Annotated in this window: 18 protein-coding genes and 1 tRNA gene; 11 read left to right on the top strand and 8 right to left on the bottom strand. The window is 65.8% G+C overall.

The window, feature by feature from the left end:
• Nucleotides 1-173: 173 nt before the first annotated feature.
• Nucleotides 174-3,362 (bottom strand): COR domain-containing protein, encoded by a 3,189-nt coding sequence (locus ACZ7CD_RS02400; RefSeq protein ID WP_470378197.1) that lies wholly within the window; start codon nt 3,360-3,362, stop codon nt 174-176.
• Nucleotides 3,363-3,557: 195 nt separating this feature from the next.
• Between ACZ7CD_RS02400 and ACZ7CD_RS02395 the strand changes: the two genes are divergently transcribed.
• The gene (locus ACZ7CD_RS02395) at nt 3,558-4,055 is read left to right on the top strand and encodes an HD domain-containing protein (protein ID WP_470378196.1); all 498 of its coding nucleotides are present in this window, start codon (nt 3,558-3,560) and stop codon (nt 4,053-4,055) included.
• 53 nt (nt 4,056-4,108) lie between these two features.
• Here the strand turns inward: ACZ7CD_RS02395 and ACZ7CD_RS02390 are convergent, their stop codons facing one another.
• Both ACZ7CD_RS02390 and ACZ7CD_RS02385 read right to left on the bottom strand, forming a co-directional pair.
• Nucleotides 4,109-4,582 (bottom strand): NUDIX hydrolase, encoded by a 474-nt coding sequence (locus ACZ7CD_RS02390; protein WP_470373025.1) that lies wholly within the window; start codon nt 4,580-4,582, stop codon nt 4,109-4,111.
• Nucleotides 4,583-4,592: 10 nt separating this feature from the next.
• On the bottom strand, nt 4,593-5,336 hold the full coding sequence (locus ACZ7CD_RS02385; RefSeq protein WP_470378390.1) for a DUF5919 domain-containing protein: 744 nt from the start codon (nt 5,334-5,336) through the stop codon (nt 4,593-4,595).
• Between the two features lie 227 nt (nt 5,337-5,563).
• Here ACZ7CD_RS02385 and ACZ7CD_RS02380 point away from each other — a divergent pair, with 227 nt between their 5' ends.
• From ACZ7CD_RS02380 to ACZ7CD_RS02365, 4 genes are read left to right on the top strand one after another with little or no spacing between them, the layout of a single operon-like run.
• The gene (locus ACZ7CD_RS02380) at nt 5,564-5,950 is read left to right on the top strand and encodes a plasmid replication, integration and excision activator (RefSeq protein ID WP_470373026.1); all 387 of its coding nucleotides are present in this window, start codon (nt 5,564-5,566) and stop codon (nt 5,948-5,950) included.
• A complete protein-coding gene (locus ACZ7CD_RS02375; protein WP_470378195.1) occupies nt 5,947-6,153 on the top strand; it encodes a hypothetical protein in 207 nt (68 codons plus the stop codon). The genes ACZ7CD_RS02380 and ACZ7CD_RS02375 overlap by 4 nt, the downstream gene beginning before the upstream one ends.
• A complete protein-coding gene (locus tag ACZ7CD_RS02370; RefSeq protein ID WP_470378194.1) occupies nt 6,153-6,413 on the top strand; it encodes a hypothetical protein in 261 nt (86 codons plus the stop codon). The genes ACZ7CD_RS02375 and ACZ7CD_RS02370 overlap by 1 nt, the downstream gene beginning before the upstream one ends.
• Nucleotides 6,400-6,672, top strand: a complete 273-nt coding sequence (locus ACZ7CD_RS02365; RefSeq protein ID WP_470378193.1) for an AMED_5909 family protein — start codon at nt 6,400-6,402, stop codon at nt 6,670-6,672. Before ACZ7CD_RS02370 ends, ACZ7CD_RS02365 begins: the two co-directional genes overlap by 14 nt.
• Nucleotides 6,673-6,852: 180 nt before the next feature.
• Here ACZ7CD_RS02365 and ACZ7CD_RS02360 read toward each other — a convergent pair.
• Nucleotides 6,853-6,928 (bottom strand) — tRNA-Lys (locus ACZ7CD_RS02360).
• A 203-nt stretch (nt 6,929-7,131) separates the two neighbouring features.
• On the opposite strand from ACZ7CD_RS02360, the gene ACZ7CD_RS02355 reads away from it, so the two are divergent.
• The 3 genes from ACZ7CD_RS02355 (at nt 7,132) to ACZ7CD_RS02345 (ending at nt 10,434) form a co-directional block, all read left to right on the top strand.
• The gene (locus tag ACZ7CD_RS02355; RefSeq protein ID WP_470378192.1) at nt 7,132-8,202 is read left to right on the top strand and encodes an aldo/keto reductase; all 1,071 of its coding nucleotides are present in this window, start codon (nt 7,132-7,134) and stop codon (nt 8,200-8,202) included.
• 97 nt (nt 8,203-8,299) lie between these two features.
• Nucleotides 8,300-9,412, top strand: a complete 1,113-nt coding sequence (locus ACZ7CD_RS02350; protein ID WP_470378191.1) for a serine hydrolase domain-containing protein — start codon at nt 8,300-8,302, stop codon at nt 9,410-9,412.
• The gene (locus ACZ7CD_RS02345) at nt 9,409-10,434 is read left to right on the top strand and encodes a serine hydrolase domain-containing protein (protein ID WP_470378190.1); all 1,026 of its coding nucleotides are present in this window, start codon (nt 9,409-9,411) and stop codon (nt 10,432-10,434) included. Before ACZ7CD_RS02350 ends, ACZ7CD_RS02345 begins: the two co-directional genes overlap by 4 nt.
• Here ACZ7CD_RS02345 and ACZ7CD_RS02340 read toward each other — a convergent pair whose 3' ends face one another.
• Entirely contained in the window at nt 10,435-11,343 is a 909-nt protein-coding gene (locus ACZ7CD_RS02340; protein ID WP_470378189.1) for a CobW family GTP-binding protein, read from the bottom strand.
• A 15-nt stretch (nt 11,344-11,358) separates the two neighbouring features.
• On the bottom strand, nt 11,359-12,174 hold the full coding sequence (locus ACZ7CD_RS02335) for an LLM class F420-dependent oxidoreductase (RefSeq protein WP_360396835.1): 816 nt from the start codon (nt 12,172-12,174) through the stop codon (nt 11,359-11,361).
• 96 nt (nt 12,175-12,270) lie between these two features.
• Here ACZ7CD_RS02335 and ACZ7CD_RS02330 point away from each other — a divergent pair, with 96 nt between their 5' ends.
• Genes ACZ7CD_RS02330 through ACZ7CD_RS02320 form a run of 3 tightly spaced genes read left to right on the top strand, consistent with a single transcriptional unit; the run spans nt 12,271 to nt 19,140 of the window.
• Nucleotides 12,271-12,798, top strand: a complete 528-nt coding sequence (locus tag ACZ7CD_RS02330) for a hypothetical protein (RefSeq protein WP_458430077.1) — start codon at nt 12,271-12,273, stop codon at nt 12,796-12,798.
• Nucleotide 12,799: 1 nt separating this feature from the next.
• Nucleotides 12,800-14,725, top strand: coding sequence for a flotillin family protein (locus ACZ7CD_RS02325; protein WP_360396839.1), 1,926 nt, complete (start codon nt 12,800-12,802; stop codon nt 14,723-14,725).
• The gene (locus tag ACZ7CD_RS02320; protein WP_470378188.1) at nt 14,722-19,140 is read left to right on the top strand and encodes a DNA repair ATPase; all 4,419 of its coding nucleotides are present in this window, start codon (nt 14,722-14,724) and stop codon (nt 19,138-19,140) included. The genes ACZ7CD_RS02325 and ACZ7CD_RS02320 overlap by 4 nt, the downstream gene beginning before the upstream one ends.
• Here the strand turns inward: ACZ7CD_RS02320 and ACZ7CD_RS02315 are convergent.
• Together ACZ7CD_RS02315 and ACZ7CD_RS02310 are read right to left on the bottom strand one after the other, a co-directional pair.
• Nucleotides 19,137-19,673, bottom strand: a complete 537-nt coding sequence (locus ACZ7CD_RS02315) for a hypothetical protein (RefSeq protein ID WP_470378187.1) — start codon at nt 19,671-19,673, stop codon at nt 19,137-19,139. The genes ACZ7CD_RS02320 and ACZ7CD_RS02315 overlap by 4 nt on opposite strands.
• Before the next feature lie 72 nt (nt 19,674-19,745).
• Nucleotides 19,746-20,156, bottom strand: coding sequence for a PPOX class F420-dependent oxidoreductase (locus ACZ7CD_RS02310; RefSeq protein ID WP_360396842.1), 411 nt, complete (start codon nt 20,154-20,156; stop codon nt 19,746-19,748).
• Nucleotides 20,157-20,181 lie beyond the last annotated feature (25 nt).

Raw genomic sequence — 20,181 nt, 5'->3', positions numbered from 1 at the left:
CCTCGGGGTCGGATGCGCCGTCAGCTGCTGCCTGACGTCCGGCGCGCAGCGCCGCCCGACCGACCGGCGGAGCGAAGCGGATGCCGGGAGTGTCGGGATGGATGCTGGCGCAGCAACACACCGCACGCGCCGGCGTGGCGGCGCCTTGATCCTGTAGAGCCATATTCGGCAGATTAGATCGAAGGCAAGCCAGGATCATATTCGCGGTAGTGTTCCGGGCATACCCAGAGGTAATCGCCTGCCGGGCTGAGTGTCCGTCGTAGATCTCCGTACGCGGCTTCGGCGTCCAACTTCATCAGCAGAATCCGAAAGGCCCGCAAGGCCGCTCCCTGTGGCTTTGTCATTGCGTTCTTACCGGTGTGTGAGTCCAATGGATCCTCTGGAAGTTTCTCCGCCAGAATCTTCATCAAATCAAGATCTGCTTTCGCGCTTTTCAGCGCATCGTCGCTCATGGAGGCCGCATAGGCCGTGACGCCGATGGGCACAGCAATCCGAAGGAACTTTGTAAGGTAATTCACGTACGGTGCGACCGACTGAAGCCAGCTCTTCGGGGGGTGAAAACTGTACGTCGCTTCTTCCTGCGGATGCTCGCTTCCTGGCTCCTCGCACCATAGAACCATCTTGTATTTCTCCGTAGGACTCAACTTTCTCATCGCGAACGAGCGATCTTCAGGGGTGAGTGTGAAGTACCTGGGACAGTCGGTGACCTCTTTGTCTAGAACTTTTAGAACCGTCCGCGCGTAGCGGGCTGTTTCTGATGAGCTTGCCTCTACCGATAGCAGTCGTGATGAAATCTTCTGCATACCTTCCAGAAGCTGATCGATTGGTGCTGCGAGACGCCCGAATCCAGTAAGCAGAATGTTGACATCGCTCCAGCCGGCACATGCATTGCAGATTATTCGAGGTTCGCTTCTCTCTCGAAACTTTTGGAGAATTTTGAACGGAAATAGCCCGCTGCACGCAGTAGCGTCCTCGGTTATCTGTTGGCATGGGACCAGGAAATCATATGAGAGGCCTCTCCAGCGCAACTGGATGAGCTCTTCAATTCCGTCCCTCAGAACATGGAAAAAGTAGTCAGGTGCAGGCCCGATTACTGTCAATCGAAGATCGCGGTTGTTGTCGGCTAGTTCGAGCACCGCTTGAGATGCGTACTTTTTGTATTCGAGTAGAACTCCGCGTCTCCAATGCAGCCCGGTTGAGAAGCGGTGATTGCGAACTGTCAGCCACGCAATCAACCCCGGCGCCTCTTCGGCCGTTTGGCAAACTGCGCGCATCCGTCGGCGACCATGAAAGCTCGGCGCGCCATCCTGCCAAACGTTCTTGGGGCGTTCGTAAGGCACAAGTTGAGCTACTAGGCTTGCGCTATCGTCAGTGAGGCGATAAGAGACGTCGAACTTCTCCATAAGTCTCAGAAAGTACGGGTGGAGCTTTGCGTCGTACTGAATCTTTTCGGACTTGTCGGACCAAATGTTCTGTAGACGCCCGTGCTGCAACACGCCGCCATTAGCGCGTGTTGGCTCATCCTCTAGCACATATCCGATTGCCTTCGTGAGCCATTCCGGTTGGAGAACGACGATGTCACGCAGGCCGTCGTCGTCTCCATAGTGGATGATGTGGCCGAGATCATGGAGTAGGGAGCTGAGAGTTTCGGTTTCTGCTTCATCAAGACCATGAGCTGCGCAGATCCGTTCGAACATCATCCGAGATATTTGCGGTCCGTCTTGATGTTTGATCTCATCACGCGCATCAATCCAACTCTGGCTTATCAGCTCCCCCATCTGCGGAAGCTTCGATGCATGGTTAGCGATGGAAGTTCGTAGAGCGTCGATACCTCGTCCGGATCCGCTATCGACTTCGTGATATCCCACGAGAAGATTGGGGAACTTTGCTCTTAGGTATTCGAAGTCGAACTCTGGTCTTCTTTCGTCTGCGTGAGTGGCAACGATCAGTATTCTTGCGTGGTCGCCGACACGAAGGCGGATCCGCCTGCACCAAGCTTCCACACTATTCTCTTCATGCCCCTCGCGCGGCTTCCATACGAGTATGTAAAGCGCGCGCTTCGAGAAGAAGAACTGATGAGTTATTCGGTATACCTCCTGTCCGCCGAAGTCCCATGAGTTCAACTTGAGGGTTTGAGCAAACTGAGGATGGTCAAGCGTGAGTCCGTTGATCTCAATACCGTGGGTGGTAGGACGGTTTTCTAGGAAGTCATCTCCCCGGAGAGCGGCGATGAGCGATGATTTACCAACACCGCCTTCGCCCACAAGCAGGACTTTAGCTTCGTAATGAGGAGTTCCGTCTCCTAGACTGCGTAGATAGGTGAGAAGTGCCGGGACGCCTCTTGCGACTAGACTTGGAAGTGGCTCGACAAGCGGGTTGCCGCTTAGGTCTATTTGTACATTTTCGGGAAGATTCCCGAGTTCCTTGGGCAAAGTCTTGATCTGGTTCCCGGACAAATCTAGATGTTCAAGACTGCTCAGTTTGCCAATCTCGGCCGGAATAGATGTTAGTTCATTGTGGGAAACATCAAGATTGCGCAGGCCGCGGAGTTTTCCTATCTGGCTAGGGAGGAGCTTTAGTTGGTTTCCCGACAAGTGAAGGTCTTGAAGTTCCTGTAGCCATTGTATGCTTGGAGGTAGAGATCGTAGGGTGTTCTCGGCAAAGTTCGCGAACTTGAGCTTATGCAGTCTTCCAATTGATACAGGTAGTCGAGAGATAGAATTGGCGGACAAGTCGAGAGACTCTAGATCATTAATTTCACCTATTTCTTCGGGAATATCTGTGAGCTCGTTATCGGCTAGATTCAGGCTGTTTAGTGCGCGCAACTTGCCGATCTGGCGCGAGATCGATCGCAAGTGGTTGGAAGTGAGGGAAAGCTCTCCGAGATTTACTAGGTAAAACAGGCTTTCGGGTAGCTCCTTTATCTTGTTTTCGTTCGCCTCGAATGCGTAGAGGCTCGAAACTCGACCTATGTTAACCGGCAGGCGCGTTATCTTGTTCCCGCTAATGTCGAGCAGTGCCAGGTTTCGAAGTTTGGTAATCTGCTTGGGAAGCTCTGTAAGCTCGTTTCCATAGGCTGATATTGTGGTAATAAAATCCGGGTTGTCGTCGAGGAGTTCGACTGGGAATTTATCGTGGCCTTGAATGCTGATATCTATATTGACTTCTTCATCGTATGGCAAGGAGGACGTTGACTTGTTAGTTGCGGAGCGCTCTTCGTCAGGCCAACTATCGGGGTCTTCGCTCAGGGATGCCGACAAACTCGTTTTCCCTGGATCAATGGCGTGGCTCTCAAGCTCGCTGATTGCTGATTCTGCAAGCTTGTCTGCATCATCGTCGATGAAGGGGTTGTCCGTAGTCATGGCTCCCGGTCCTACCTGAGCTATACGATGGTCTTGCGGGCTTAGCTATACAGGTATGTCGTAGCAGAAGTGCGGCTCGTTACGTTTCTGCGTCCACTCGCTCTGAGCAGCCCTCTGCAACCCGGCATCTCGTTATATTTTTCTGGGCGATCGATGCGCTTTTGTAGTTGTTGCATCGTGCCGTACGCTGGTGGCGTGGATCTAGTTGATTGGGCGACAAAGGTTGCACGGGAAGCGTTGGCGGAGCCGTTGCCGCGCCGCTGGAAACACGTTATAGGGGTAGGTCGCAGAGCGCGGATGGCGGCGCTATTGTTGGATGTGTGCGACCAGCATGTTTTGATTTCATCTGCATTGTTGCACGATATCGGCTATGCGCCGAAAATGGCGAGGTCTGGATTCCATCCTTTGGATGGGGCTCGTTTCCTTGCTGGCATGAAGGTTGATGAGCGGATATGCGCGCTAGTTGCGCATCACTCTTTTGCCTACCTTGAAGCTGAGCTTCGTGGACTTTCATCAGAGCTTGCGGAGTGGTCAGACGAGAGGACTGTGCTGCGGGATGCTCTTTGGTGGGCTGACATGACGACGACGCCCGATGGTCAAGCTACGAACGTCTTCGATCGAATCGAAGAGATTCAGAAGCGCTACGGCCCAGAAGACTTGGTGAGCTTCTTCATTAGGCAAGCTAAGCCTTAACTGGTTGCCGCGGTAGAGCGCACGGAGGAACGGCTACGAGCGGCGGGAGTCGACTACACCGCGAAGTAGGGAGTCGACCGCTTTTCGAACCCGTGCTCGATCCGAAGCCGGATGGACGGGTGGATGTTGAGCGCGCCGAGGTCTCCGCGGCTCACCCAGTGAACTTCGCTGGACTCGTCGCTGGTCCGCAGCTCCCCACCGACCAACCGTGCCCGGAAGCAGATGGAGAACTGCTGCCGCACCTCGCCGTCCGTGTAGGCGATGACGTGCGCGGGGTCGGAGTACACGCCGATGATGTCGACGGGCTCGACGTCGATCCCGGTCTCTTCCTTGACCTCGCGGATGACACTGTGGCCGATGGTCTCGCCGACGTCCTGCGCCCCACCGGGGATCGAGTACAGGTCGTTGTCGGTGCGGCGGATCATCAGCAGCCGGCCTTGCTCGTCCTGCACGAACGCCGTCACCGCCACGACGATGTTGGTGGCTTCCGGTGCGTTCGGGTCGTTGTAGTGATCAGTGCGAGCCATGCCTACCTGCCTACCACTTCGGCGGCTTCGCGCCATCCCAGACGCCCTGGAAGCTCTCGGCGTACGTCTCGAACAAGTCGCCCCCGGACAACCGTCGTAGGTGCAGGACCGGCGCGTGAGCTGCCATGAAGCCGTGCACGTGCGTGTTCACGAGCATCTCGTCATCGAAGCGGTAGATCGAGTTGTAGAGCGTCGTCCCGTGCACGCGGATCTCTACGCCGGGCACCTCGGCCAACGGCTTGTAGACCGCGAGGGCGTTCCGGATCTTCGCGCCAAGCGTGGTCTTGCCGATGCCCTCTTCCTCGCTGCGACGCGCGACTTCCCGACTCGCTGGGTCCCCTAGTAGCAACCTGATCCGCACGCCGCTCTCTGCCTTCTGGCGCAGCGTCTTGATCAGGGCTGGGTTGTCCACCAGGAACATGGCGGCGTAGACGAGGATCGAGATGCTGATCTTGGACTGTTCGATCAGGTGCCCCCAGATGTCGTGCGACACCGCGTGGCGGTGTGCGTAGACCTGGACGACCTCGGACTCGTTGATCTTTTTCTTCTTCTCCGGCGCGACGGCGTCCGGCCAGAGGTAGGTCTCCGTCTCGCGGACCATCGCGGCGATGGCGTGCCGGTGACGTGGGTACGGCGTCCGGTCCTGCGTGATCCACCGTTCGACGGTCTTCGGGTCTACGCCGGTTGCCTTGGCGACTTCATCGAAGCCCAAAGTGTTGCGCAGCAACGCATCCCGCAGGCGTTGGTTCGGTATGGCCCACCCTCCGTACAACTAGGGACGACTTCAATGTAGCCGAGACGTCTGTAGTTGTCCTGATGTGTGGTGTTGACGTCCTGCCGATTCGCCGAAAGTCGTAGGTGTCGAAACGTCGGGGAACAGCCCCGACCGGCACAAATGACAGGAGAACGACGATGGCGATCACAGGTGGGAGCAGGCTCCCGGCGGGTCACGACTTCGTGTTCCCGAGGGGTGCGCTCGTGATGAGCGTCGAGCCAGTGCTCAAGTTCCAGTCAGCTGAGGAGCGCACCAAGGGCCTCCCTGTCGAACAGGAGAAGGACAAGGAGACCGGTCAGCTCGTGTGGTCCGTGCTGGTGATCGACCAGGCGGCGGAGCGCAAGACAGACGCGGCGGTCACGGTCAAGATCTCCGCGCCTCACCAGCCGGTGCCGCCGGAGGCGATTCCGGGTACGGACATCCGCCCGGCGATGTTCGAGGGTCTGACGGTCACGCCGTGGATCGACGACAAGGGCTGCCGTGGTGGCCACGTCGGCGAGCGTCACCGCTGCCGGGCGAAGCTGGGCTACAGCCTGCGCGCCACCGGCATGAAGGCGGCCGTCGCGTCCAAGTCAGCACCCAAGGCGGCGTGACCGTGGCCGACTTGATGCGCCTGCACCTGACGGCGAACCTGCCGATCCGGGTGGAACCGCTCGTCTTCGCTGGACGGGTTGAGTTCCGGTTGGGCAACGCGTTTCCGGCCGTCCTGGTGGTCGACGCGGAGGCACTGCCTCGCCTCGCTGAGGCGGTCGCCGAAGGACAGGCAGCTCTCGACGGGGCTCGGGGTGGTCGGTGATGGGGTTCAACGCCACCTGCACGCCCGGTCAAGACGCGGGCGCGGCCATGGTCCGCGTGACGCCGGAAGTTCCGGCACTGGCCATCTACCTCGACCCGGTCAACATCTCGATCCAGCTCCCGCCCTTCCCTGGTGGTTCAGACGTACTGATGCGGTTCTGCCGCGAGTTGTCGCGTGAGGCTTCCAAGCTGGCTGACCACCTCGGCAACCAGGAGGGAGGTCACGCGCTCGCGGAGGAGGTTCCCGATGTCCGCGGCTGAGGCCACGCACTGGGGAGTCGCGGAGCAGGTTCGAACGCTGAGCGAGGCGCACGACGTGCTGAGCAAGCTCCTGCCCAACCCCAAGGCTGCTCCCGCCGTCCTGCGGGACTACTACCTCCGCTTGGCCGCTGTTTACGCGCGGGTCGCCGAGACCGATCGCAGTCACCACCACGAAGCCGTCTACTGGGCGAACCGTGAGCGCGAGAAGGGGGAGGCGATCAAGGTCACCGCGACGGAAAAGAAGCAGCAACATCCTTGATGGCGCAGAACACCTACATGGAACGGGAGACGGTCAACCGGCGGGCCGCTGACGCTCTGGAGACGCGCTCGGAGGGCCGAAAGAGGAGGACGGCGAAGTTGAATGACCAGCAGTTTTGTGTGGGTTAAGTGTGGGGAGACCCGGACAAAGCGAAACCCCCAGGCCTGTGACCTGGGGGTTTGGTGGGCCGCCAGGGACTCGAACCCTGAACCCGAAGATTAAAAGTCTCCTGCTCTGCCAATTGAGCTAGCAGCCCTCGCCGACACAGCCTACCGATCGTCATCACGCCATGTCGCTCGGGTTACCCACCTCACGGTTGACACTCCCCACCCACCCGAACGACCGAGCCCAAGCCGAATGAGAGGATCAGGCAAGACCCCAGGAGCATCGTCGTACCGCCGACCACCCCAGCACTGGTTCCATTGGAGCAGCGAAACAGCAACCCCAAGGAGCCAAGAGATGCCGCTCGACCACTACGTCACCCTCGGCCGGTCCGGCCTCCGCGTCAGCCCGTTCGCCCTCGGCGCGATGACCTTCGGCGAGGACCCGGGGTCTGCCGGCTGCAGTGTCGAGGAAGCGGAGAAGATGCTCGACGCCTACCTCGAACGCGGCGGGAACTTCATCGACACGGCCAACTTCTACACCAACGGGCACTCCGAGAAGATCCTCGGCGACTACTTCAGGACCAAGGACCGGGACCGGGTCGTCCTCGCCTCCAAGTTCTTCTTCAACATGCACCCCGGCGACCCGAACGGTGGTGGTGCGGGGCGGAGTGCCGTCCGCAAGCAGCTCGAAGAGACGTTGCGCAGGCTCGGGACGGACTACCTGGACCTCTACTGGTTGCACAACTGGGATCGGAACACCCCGGTCGAGGAGACCATGCGGGTGCTCGACGACCTGGTGGGATCGGGCAAGGTGCGGTACATCGGGTTCTCCAACACGCCTGCCTGGGTCACGGCGCGGGCGCAGACGATGGCCGAGCTCAACCGGTGGACGCCGCTGATCGCGTTGCAGGCCGAGTACTCGCTGTTGGCGCGGACCGTGGAGGGGGAGGTGGCGCCGATGGCGAGGGACCTGGGCATGGCGCTGGTGCCGTGGAGTCCGCTCAAGAACGGGTTCCTGTCGGGCAAGTACCGGCGGGACGGGCGGGTCGGCGACTCGGAACGGGTGAAGTTCGTGGGTGGGCCCGGTGAGGCGGAGTTCCGGGTCATCGACGTGGTGGTGGAGGTTGCCGAGGAGGTCGGTGCCTCGGCCGCGGCGGTGTCGTTGGCGTGGCTCAGGCAGCGGGCGGGGACGGTGGTGCCGATCATCGGTGCGCGCCGGCTGGAGCACCTGGAGAGCAACCTCGAGGAGGTCGTTCTCAGCGGGGAGCAGCTCCGCAGGCTGGACGAGGTGTCCGCGCCGGAGTTGGGTTACCCGGCGCCGTTGCACGGGGAGTTGCGGGCCATGTTGCAGTTCGCGGGTGCCACGGTCGACGGAGAGGCGTCCGCCGTCTACCCGCCGCTGCTCCTGAGCGACGTCCGGTACTAGGTGGAGCAGGCTCTACCTGATCAACGGCAGTGTGCCTGACTGTGTGCGCGGCGCGGAATTGGAATCGTCTTCCTCAAGCCGAACGAGGGGACGAACGATGAAGAAGACGCTGGTAGGAGTGCTGGCAGCGGCCATGCTGTGCAGTGGGACGGCCATGGCCACGCCGGCGGGGCAGGTGCAGAAGCAGCTCGACGGGCTCGCCAAGGAGTTCCCGGCGGCGCTGGCGACGACGACCGATGCGCACGGCAGGGCGACCGCGTACACCGCGGGGACGGCCGAGTTGAACAAGCGGGTGCCGGTGCCGAAGAACGGGCAGGTGCGGGCCGGGTCCAACACCAAGGCGTTCGTCGCCGTCGTGATCATGCAGCTGGTGGCCGAGGGCAAGGTCGAGCTGGACGTGCCGGTCACGAGGTACCTGCCGGGCGCCATCAAGGACGACCGGATCACGGTGCGGCAGCTGCTCAACCACACCAGCGGGCTCGCGAACTACACGGGCTTCCTGGGGCTCGAGAAGTTCGAGGACGTGCGGCACCGGTACTTCGAGCCGTACGAGCTCCTGGCCGTCGCGAACCAGCAGCCGCCGACGCACCAGCCGGGTGAGAAGTTCAAGTACAGCAACACGAACTACGTGCTGCTGGGGCTCATCGCGCAGAAGGTCACCGGGCGGCCGATCGCGGAGAACGTCGACCAGCGGATCGTGCAGAAGCTCAAGCTCAGGGACACCTACTGGCCTGGCCAGGGTGAGCAGGGCATCCGCGGCAAGCACGCCAAGGGGTACGACCGGGTCAAGGGCGTGCCCACCGACGTCACCGAGATGGACCCGTCGTGGGGCTGGGCCGCCGGACAGATCGTCTCGTCCACCAAGGACCTCAACACCTTCTACCAGGCGCTGCTCAAGGGGGACCTGGTTCCCGCCGCGCAGCTGACGGAGATGCAGAAGACCGTCGACACCGCCGGTGAGATGTGGCCGGGTTCGGCGTACGGGCTGGGCATCGCCAGCACGACGCTGAGCTGTGGTGGCAAGTACTGGGGTCACGGCGGTGACATCCACGGGTACGAGACCCGCGGTGGCGTCACGGAGAAGGGCCGTGCGTTCTCGATCGCGGTCACGGCGCTGCCCGGCACGTTCCAGGACACGCCGGAGAAGGGTGCCAAGGCGCACGACCAGATCCTGGCCACTGTGGACAGTGCACTGTGCGGTGCGAAGTGAAGGTCGTCGCGGCCTTAGCCGCCCTCAGCCTCGTCACGCCGATACCGCAGCAGCTCGACCGGATCGTCGAGGACGGCATGCCCGGCGTCGAGATGCACGTCAACGGCAGCAACCACGCGAAGGGCAACGCACCCGTCAACGGGCGGGTGCGGGTCGGCAGCATCACCAAGTCCTTTGTGGCCGTGACGGTCCTGCAGCTGGTCGGCGAGGGCGAGGTCGCGCTCGACGGGCCCGTCAAGAACTACGTCCCGCGCATCGAGGACGAGCGCATCACGGTCCGGCAGGTCCTGCAGCACACCAGCGGCCTGCCCGAGTTCTCGGTCGCGGTGGGCGTCGCGAAGATCGCGGACGTCCGCGACCGGTACTTCGAGCCGTACGAGCTGCTCGACGCGGGGCTCAAGCAGCCCGTGACCGGTGCGCCCGGTGAGAAGTACAGCTACAGCAACACGAACTACGTCGTCGCGGGGCTGCTGGTGCAGAAGGTGACCGGCCGGCCGGTGGCGGAGGAGGTGCAGCGGCGGGTGCTCGACCGGGCCCAGCTGCGCGACACCTACTGGCCGGCGCAGGGCGAGCGGACCATCCGCGGCCGGCACGCCCGCGGGTACGCGCCGGCGGACCTGTTCGACCCGAGGTCGAAGGCGGTCGACGCGACGGAGCTCGACTCGTCCTGGGCCTGGGCGGCGGGTGCGCTCGTCTCCACGCCGCAGGACATCGCCCGGTTCTACCGCTCGCTGCTGCGGGGCGAGCTCCTCCAGAAACCGCAGCTCGACGAGATGCGCAGGACCATCCCGATCGACGACCGGAACGCGGCCGGGCTCGGCCTGGAGAGCACGAAGCTCAGCTGCGGCGGCGTCTACTGGGGCCACGGCGGCACGATCCACGGGTTCTCGTCGTTCGGTGCCGCGACGGACGGCGGGCGCCACACCGCGATCACCGCGACCGCGCTGTTCGGCACCTACGGCGACGCGGAGAAGTCGCTCAAGCAGATGCTCGACGTCGTCGACACCGCGCTCTGCACGTGATCAGCGGGCGTACCGCAGCACCCACAGCATCTCCTCGGAGCTGACCGGCTCCAGTGCGACGCACGCGAGCAGCCAGTCGGTCACCGAGTCCGCGTCGATGCCCGTCCCGATCAGCACCAGCTGGGTCGGGGCGGGCTCGACCGGTGTGAACGACACGTACGCGCCGACGGTGTGCAGCATGAAGGTGCCGTGCTCGAACTGCACGAAACCCTTGGCGCGGAACAACCCCGGTGGCCGCGCGGACAGGAAGTCCATGAACAGCCTGGGGTGCAGGGGGTCCTCGGACGTGAACGTCACGGTGTCGTACGCGGCGTGCGCGTGCGTCGAGTGGTCTTCCAGGTCGTCGAACGCCAGCTGGCGCGGGCCCGGGTCCGGCGGCCGCACCTCGAAGAGCAGCGCCGGGTCGATCCGGCCGTACGACACCGCGAGCGCCGGCGCCTCGCACGGCAACGACGGCAGCGCGTCCACCCGGTCGACCTTGTTCAGCACCACCAGGTCCGCCAGCGCGAGGTCCCGGTCGAGGTGGTCGACGGCGTCGAGTTCCACGGCGTCGACCACGTAGATCAGCCCGCCGTACGCCACGTCCGGTGCCTGGACCACCATCCTGACCAGCGCGGACGGTTCGGCGAGCCCGGACGCCTCGATGACGATGACGTCCAGGTCCGCCGTGGCGAGCGTGCCCAGCATGTCGGCCAGCTCGGAGCCGTCGACGGCGCAGCACAGGCAGCCGTTCGACAGCGTCACCATCGAGTCGACCTGCGCGGACACCGCGAACGCGTCGATGTTGATCGAGCCGAAGTCGTTGACGACCACGCCGATCCGCGTGCCGCCGGACGTGCGCAGCAGGTGGTTGAGCAGGGTGGTCTTGCCGGCGCCGAGGAAACCGGCCAGGACGACTACGGGGATCACGGCCGTTCAGGCTACCTACCGCAGGGCGATCAGGCTCGCCAGCGCCTCGTCCACCGGCAGGTCGACCGACGAGGGGACCACGATCAGCTGGTCGACGCCGAGGTCCTCGTACTGCCGCACCACCGACGCGTCCAGCGGGGCCGTCGCGAGGACGTCGATCTCCAGCGCGCCGAGCGAGTCGGGTCGTTCGGTCATCGCGGACAGCCTGCGGATCCGCTTGAGGTTGGCCGCCGTCTCCTCCGGCGTGCCGATGCCGATCCACGCGTTGCCGCGGGTCAGCGCCCGCCGCAGGGCACCGTCGCTGGCACCGCCGACCGCGATCCGGGCGTTGGCCGGGCGCGGGTGGGCGTCGATGCCGCTGAACGAGACGTGCCTGCCCGAGAACGACGGCGCCGGCGAGTGCCACAGCTCCCGCATCGCGTCGATGTACTCGTCCGTGCGCCGGCCACGGCCCGCGAACGGCACGCCGACCGCGGCGAACTCCTGGTGCAGGTAGCCGGCACCGACACCGAGCGTGAACCGGCCGCCGCTCAGCACGTCCAGTGACGCCACCTGCTTCGCGAGCACCACCGGGTTGCGCTGCGGAAGGATCACGATGCCGGTGCCCAGCTCCAGCCTGGTCGTGGCCGCGGCCACGAAGCTCAGGCTGACCAGCGGGTCGAGCAGCGGCGTGTCCGGTTCCGCCGGCGACGGGTCGGCCTTCGGCGAGGGCAGCACCACGTGCTCCGCCACCCACCACGACCGGTACCCCAGCGCCTCCACCAGCTCGGCCAGCCGACGAGTCTCGGCGGGGGCGATCGCGTCGCCCGTGTTCAGCCCCTGAACCCCCATGTCCATGTTCCCGGCAACGACCGGGTGACAACGATCATTCCCCGAAGTGCAACGAAAACGCCGTTTCGCGCATCAGAGTGGCGAGAGGGGGCGATGATGACCGAGTTCCTGTCCGCCGCGGTGGCCTTCCCGACAGTGCTGTTCAGCGTCCTGGTGCTCCTGGTGCTGGCGTACTGGTTGACGGTCGCGTTGGTGGGCGTGGACTTCGACGCCCCGGTGCTGCCGGTCTCCATCTCGCTGTTCGTCGTGATCACGTGGTTCGCCGCGCTGGTCGGCACGGTGCTGACGCCGGAGAACAAGCTCCGCTACGCCGTCCTGGCCGCAGCGCTGCTCGTCGGCGCGCTCGTCACGAAGGTCGTGCTGATCCCGGTGAAGCGGTGGACGCGACCGGAGAAACCCGCCTCCCGCAACGACTTCGTGGGCCGCACGGCGATCGTGCGGACCGCTCGGGTCACCGGGCACTACGGCCAGGCCGAGGTCACCGCCGACGACGGCGGCACCGCTGTCGTCCAGGTGCGGGCGGCCGAGAGCACGCAGCTGGTCTTCGGGCAGACCGCGCTGATCTTCGACTACGACGCCGAAGGCGAGTTCTTCTGGGTCGTCGACATCTCCACAGGGGGCTGACATGGGTGCAATTTCGACGGGGTTGCTGGTGCTGATCGGGGTGATCGCGGTCGTCCTGCTGATGGCGGTGGTCGTCATCAGCAGGTTGTTCAAGAAGTGCGAGCAGGGCAAGGCGCTCATCGTCTCCAAGATGCGCAAGGTCGACGTGACCTTCACCGGCACCGTGGTCCTCCCGGTGCTGCACAAGTGCGAGACGATGGACATCTCGGTGAAGACCATCGAGATCAAGCGGGCCGGCAACGAGGGCCTGATCTGCAAGGACAACATCCGCGCCGACATCCGCATCACGTTCTTCGTGCGCGTCAACAAGACCGTCGAGGACGTCATCAAGGTCGCGCAGGCGATCGGCACCGAGCGCGCGAGCCACGAGGCCACGCTGCAGGAGCTGTTCAACGCCAAGTTCTCCGAGGCGCTCAAGACCGTCGGCAAGCAGCTCGACTTCGTCGACCTCTACACCCACCGCGACGAGTTCCGCGACCGGATCATCCAGGTCATCGGCACCGACCTGAACGGCTACAGCCTCGAAGACGCCGCGATCGACTACCTGGAGCAGACGCCGCTCAAGCAGCTCGACCCGGCGAACATCCTGGACGCGCAGGGCATCCGCAAGATCACCGAGCTGACCGCGATCGAGCACGTCAAGACCAACGAGTTCACCCGCAACGAGGAGAAGGAGATCACGCGCCAGAACGTCAGCGCGCGTGAGGCGATCCTGGAGCTCGAACGCCGGCAGGCCGACGCGGAGATCAAGCAGAAGCGCGAGATCGAGACCGCCCGCGCCCAGCAGGAGGCGGAGACCCAGAAGGTGCAGGCAGAGGAACGCCTCAAGGCCAACACCGCGTTCATCCGCACCGAGGAGCAGCTCGGCATCCAGACCGAGAACAAGGCCCGCGAGATCGCCGTGGCGGAGAAGAACCGCGAGCGCGTGATCGCCGTCGAGACCGAGCGGATCGAGAAGGACCGCCTGCTGGAGGTCATCGCGCGCGAACGGGAGACCTCGCTGCGCATGATCGAGAAGGACAAGGAACTCGAGCACGAGCGGCGCGCCATCGCCGACCTGGTGCGCGAGCGGGTCGCGGTCGAGAAGACCGTGGCCGAGCAGGAGGAGAACATCAAGCGGCTGCGCGCGGTCGAGGAGGCCGAGCGCGAGCGGCAGCAGATCATCATCCGGGCCGAGGCCGAGGCGCAGGAGTCGCTGGTCAAGGACATCAAGGCCGCGGAGGCCGCCGAGCAGGCCGCGCAGCACCAAGCCCGCCAGGAGGTGCTGCTCGCGGAGGCCCGCAAGCAGTCCGCCGAGCTCGACGCCACCGCCAAGATCCGGCTCGCCGAGGGCGTGCAGGCGGAGGCCGCCGCGAAGGGCTTGGCCGACGTGCAGGTCAAGGAACGCGACGCCGTCGCGGTGGAGGCGCTGGGCCGCGCGGAGGCCGTCGTCGACCGCGAGAAGGCGCTCGCCGACGCCGAGGGCATCAAGGAACGCCTCAAGGGCGAGGCCGAAGGCCTGTCGCACAAGGCGGAGGCCATGGCCGCCCTCGACACCGCGACCCGCGAGCACGAGGAGTACCGCCTGCGGCTGGAGGCTGAGAAGGAGATCCGGCTCAAGGGCATCGACGTGCAGCGCCAGATCGCCGAGGCGCAGGCCATGGTCCTCGCGGCCGGGCTGGAGAAGGCCGACATCGACATCATCGGCGGCGACACCGTGTTCTTCGACAAGATCGCGAACGCCATCACCGCGGGCAAGCAGGTCGACGGGTTCGTCGGCAACTCCGACGTGGTGCAGGCGCTGGGCGCCAAGTGGATGGACGGGACGAACAACTTCCCGGAGGACCTGACCAAGGTGCTCAGCTCGTTCACCACCGGTGACGCGCAGAACATCGCCGCCGCGATCGCGCTGACCCAGATGGCCAAGAACAACGGCCAGCCCGCATGACAGCTCTCGACGCGGGCACCTACGAGGTGCTCAGAGCCCGGCTGGCCGAACAGGCCGCCGGGCTCGCCCGGAGCACCGAGGCGCTGAACGACCGGCGCGTCGAGACGTTCGGCAGCCAGGCGCTGGAGCTCGTCGCCACCGAACGCATCCGCACCGAGAACAACTGCGTGCCCCGCGACATCGTGCCGCTGGGCGACCAGATGTTGTTCGGCTACAACGTGTTCCTCGGCCTCAAGCCGGAGACCGCGGTCGCGGACGTGTTCGCGGTGCACGGCAAGGACCTCGGCCCGGCCGACGCGGGGTTCCTCGACGACCCGAGGTTCCGCAACGACTTCGCCGAGCTCTACCGGTACTACCGCGAGACCAGGCTGCTGCAGCTGCGGATCGTCGAGTCGCGGTTGCTCGCGGTGTTCCAGACCGGCGCGCGGATCGAGGACATCCGCGTGCTGCGCTGGGACGTCGCGGTCGACGGCACGGTCACCTACCTCGACAACCGCGGTGAACGCGACCACGTCTTCCCGCCCGCGCACGACTTCACGTGGGTCGAGACGACCCGTGAGCAGCACGTGCTCGGCCGGCACCCGCACATCGCCATCGACGGCGAGGTGTTCGTCGAGACCGTCGGCGGCACGCTGACCATCAAGGTCGAGAACAACACCGAGACCGGCGAGGGCATCTACTCCGAACCGGTCGACGAACCGCTGCAGAGCCTCGCCGACGCCGACGTGCACTACGCGCGCGTCGGGCCGTTGCTGCTGCTCAGGGTCCTCCCGTACAAGGAGACCGAGTGGCGGCACCTGGTGTTCAACACGCGCACCAAGGCCGTGGCCCGGCTCGACGGCATCGGCCAGGCCTGCCAGCGGCTGCCCGAGGACCAGGGGATCATCTTCCCCGGCGGCTACTACCTGGTCACCGGTGACGACAAGACGTTCGACGTCGACACCGAGGACCTGGAGTTCGAACGGGTCATCCGCTCCGCCAACGGCGAGGACGTGCTGTACGTCTACCACGCCCGCCGCGAGGGCCGCAGCCTCCTGCTGCCCTACAACGTGATCCGCAAGGAGGTCGCCACCCCGCTGGTGTGCCACGGCTACTCGCTCTTCGCCGACGGCACGCTCGTGGTGTTCCGCGAGACGAGCACCGAACCCGTGCGCGTGCACCCGATGCAGGTGTGGCGCACTCCGTTCGTGGCCGACGAGGTGCTGCCGGAGGAGTCCGGCCCGCTCGCCCGCATCGGCAACGCCGAGCTGGTCCGCGGCATCTCCGACTGCCTGAGCGTGACCCGCATGGCCGCCGGGATGACCCCGACCATACCGGTGTTCGAGGGCCTGATCGCCCTGTGCACCAGGGTGGTCGACAACGTCCACTGGCTCGCCGAGCTGGGGCTGCGCGACGACGTCGTGGCCGTGCGCGCGACCGCGGAGCAGGTGCTCGACGAGTTCGAGTCGGTCCGCGTGCTCACCGAGAACGCCGCTCAGCAGCTGCACGAGGCCGGTGAGCAGCTCGCGTCGCTGGTCCGGCTGTCCCGCTCGGCCGCGCCGCGGTCGGCCGACGAGTGGGTGCGGTTGCTGGCCGACCTGCGGTCCGCGCAGGGCCGCCTGATCACGTTGCGGGACGTCCGGTACGTCGACCTCGACGACCTGGGCCGCAGGGAGGCCGCGCTCGTCGAGGCGCTGGCCGACTCGGCCCGCCGCGCCGTCGCGTTCCTCAGCGGTGAGAACGCGTTCGCCCAGTACCACGAGGAGATCGACCGGATCGCGGCCACCGGGCTCGCGACCGCGGCCGAGGCGGGACCGCTGCACGACCGGCTCGCACAGCAGCAGGCCGGTCTGGAGGTGCTGACCGAGGTCGTCAGCACGCTCGACGCCGCCGACACCACGACCCGCACGCAGATCCTGGCCGGCATCGGCGAGGTCCTGGCCGCCGTGAACCGCGCGCGGGCCACTGTGGACGGTCGCAGGCGCGCGCTCGCCGAGGCGGAGGGCCGCGCCGAGTTCGCCGCGGAGTTCGCGCTGCTCGGCCAGGCCGTCACCGGTGCGCTCGCCGTCGCCGCCACACCGCAGAGCTGCGACGACCACCTCGGCCGGCTGCTGCTGCAGCTGGAGAACCTGGAGTCGCGGTTCGCCGAGTTCGACGACTTCCTCGCCCAGGTCGGTGCCAAGCGCACGGACGTCTACGAGGCGTTCTCCGCGCGCAAGCAGACCCTGCTCGACGAACGGGCGCGCAAGGCCGACCGGCTCGTCCAGTCGGCGCAGCGCGTGCTCGGCACGATCCGGCGCCGCGTCGAGAAGCTGACGTCGGTCGACGAGATCAACACCTACTTCGCGGGCGACCCCATGGTCGCCAAGGTCCGCACCGTCGCCACCCAGCTGCGCGAGCTCGGTGACGTGCGGGCCGACGAGCTCGAAGCGGAGCTGCGCGACGCCCGGCAAGAGGGCGGCCGGGCGCTGCGGGACCGCGCCGACCTGTACGACGGCGCGTCGATCGTGCTCGGCAGGCACCGCTTCCCGGTGACGACCGAGCCGATGAACCTGACCCTCGTGCCGCGCGACGGCCGGATGTACTTCGCCATCACCGGGACCGACTACCGCGGCGAGGTCACCGACCCGGCGTTCGCGGCCACCCGGCCGTTCTGGGACCAGCTGCTGGTCTCCGAGACGCCGGAGGTCTACCGCTCCGAGCACCTGGCCGCGTGCCTGCTCGCCGAGGGCCGCACGGACGTGTCGGTGGCCGCCGCGGAACGCTACGACGAGGGCTACGAGAAGGGCGTCCACGACCACGACGCCGAACGCATCCTCGCTGTCCTGCACCGGTTGCACGCCGGCGCCGGGCTGCTGCGGTACCCGCCGGACGCACGCGCGGAGGCCCAGCTCTTCTGGGCCGCGCAACCGGAGGAGAAGCGTGCCGTGTGGACGCGCAAGGCCGAGTCGCTGGCTCGCGCCCGCACGGTGTTCGGTGGCACGCACGGCATCCCGGAGCTGACGGCCCAGTTCGGCATCAGCCCGCTCGCCGCCGAGTACCTGTTCGAAGAACTCGCCTGCGCACCAACGGGTTTCGTCACCAGCAAGGCCGCCCGCGCGGTGATCGACCGGTTCCGCGCGGTCGTGGACGAGGACCTGCACGACCGCGACCTGATCGAGGCGTGGCTGCGCGGGTTCCTCGGCGACGAGGACTGCCCCGAGTTCCCCGAGGTGGTCGCGGTGCTGCTCACCGACCTGCCCCGGTACGACTCCAGCGCCGCGCTGAGCGAGACCGTCACCGGCCTGCTCGGCTCCCACCCGCGGGTGCGCGACCAATCGTTGGACCTGCGCCTGGACGAGGCGCTGACCAGACTGCGGCGGTTCGGCGGCGAGCACGTGCCGGCGTTCCGGGCCTACCAGCGGCAGCGCGACGAGCTGCTCGCAGGGGAACGCCGGCGGCTGCGGCTCGACGAGTACCGGCCCGCGGTGCTGAACACGTTCGTGCGCAACAGGTTGCTGAACGAGGTGTACCTGCCGCTGATCGGCGACAACCTCGCCAAGCAGCTGAACGACGGCACCGGCCTGCTGATGCTGATCTCCCCGCCGGGCTACGGCAAGACGACGCTGGTCGAATACGTCGCGAACCGCCTCGGCATGGTGTTCGTCAAGGTCAACGGCCCGGCGCTGGGCAGCGGCGTCACGTCCCTCGACCCGAGCGAGGCACCGAACGCCACGGCCCGCCAGGAGGTCGAGCGGATCAACTTCGCGTTCGCGCTGGGCTCCAACGTCCTCCTGCACCTCGACGACATCCAGCACACCTCACCGGAGCTGCTGCAGAAGTTCATCTCGCTGTGCGACGCCCAGCGCAGGGTTGACGGCGTGCAGGACGGCGAGGCACGCACGTTCGACCTGCGCGGCAAGCGGTTCGCCGTCTCGATGGCCGGCAACCCGTACACCGAGACGGGCCGCGCGTTCCGGGTCCCGGACATGCTCGCCAACCGGGCGGACGTGTGGAACCTCGGCGACGTGCTGCACGGCCGCGAGTCCCTCTTCGCGTTGAGCTACCTGGAGAACGCGTCCTCGGCCAACCCGACGCTCGCGGGCGTGGACGTGGAACCGCTGGTGCGCCTCGCCTCCGGCCAGGACGTCAAGACCGGCCACGACACCGTGCAGCTCGACCGGATGCTGTCCGTGCTGCGGAAGCTGCAACGCGTCCAGGAGGTCGTGCTCAGGGTGAACCAGGCGTACATCGCCTCGGCGGCCGGCGCGGACGGCGAACCGTTCCTGCTGCAGGGCAGCTACCGCAACATGAACCGGATGGCCGCGCGGGTCGTGCCGGCGATGAACGACGCCGAGGTGGAGGCGTTGATCGACGACCACTACCTGGGCGAGGCGCAGCTGCTCGGCTCACGCGCCGAGTCGAACCTGCGCAGGTTGCGGGAGCTGAAGGGCTAGCACTTCGGCGCGTTGAGCCTGCGCCCGTCGGGGCCGCGGACCTCGACCGGGCGCAGGCGGTGGTCGTCGAGGAACTTGCACAGCTCCTTGGGCGACATCGGCCACGGCAGGCAGCGCTCGAAGTCCTTCTCGACCAGCTTGTCGAAGTACTCGGCGTCGCAGCGCAGCAGGTCCAGCAGCGGCGGACCCGGCTGCGGTGGCGGTGGCGGGGGCCGGTGACCGCGGTCGGGCGGTCCAGGGCGGTGCGGTGCGTCCCCCGTCGGCGGGGGCGGCGGCGGCGGCGGCGGAGGTGGTGGCGGAGGCGGCGGAGGTGGTGGCGGAGGCGGCACGTGGGTGTCGAGCACCACGGGGCCGATGGCGACCAGGGTCGTGGTGGCCGACGCGATCACGGTCGCGGGCGGCGGAGGTGGCGGTGCGACGAGGCGGATGTCCACGGGACGGTCCGGCGGCGCGGTGATCAGTGCCGTGACCAGGGCGGCACCGAGCATCGCCACCGCGGCTGTGAAGTAGCCGCGGCGTCTGGCACCACTCATCGCGCTCCCCAGGTCCGGATGACGTGTCCGCTGCCGTCCCCGTGGAATCGTTGTGCCCGCTAACGGTGTTACTCAGCCCGTCCGGTCCGGTCCGGCGGTGGTCAGCGCGATGCGCAGCACGACCCGCTGTTCGCGTTCCATCGAAGCGCGGTACTCGTCCCAGTCGGGGTGCTCGCCGGAGATCGTGCGGTAGTACTCGACCAGCAGGTCCATCGCCTCGGGCAGCGGCACGACCGTCGCCGTTCCCGCGATCTGGATCCACCGCCCGAAGAAGCTGTCCGGCAGCACGCACAGCCACACGCGCGGATCCCGTTGCACCTGCTTGGTCTTGTACGCGGTCGCGCGCGTCGAGACGAGCACGTCGCCGTTGTCGTCCAGTGCCACGAGCACCGGTGACATCGACGGCGTCCCGTCGGACTTCATCGCGCTGAACACCGCGCGGTGCTGGCTGCGGAGCACGTCCCGTGCCTGGTCGAGGTCCATGGCTTTCATCTTGGCCAGGCGCGAC

The sequence above is a fragment of the Lentzea sp. NPDC036949 genome, assembly GCF_055608075.1.
The sequence above is the reverse complement of the archived record's forward strand: the minus strand, read 5'-3'. Positions and strand labels throughout refer to the sequence as shown.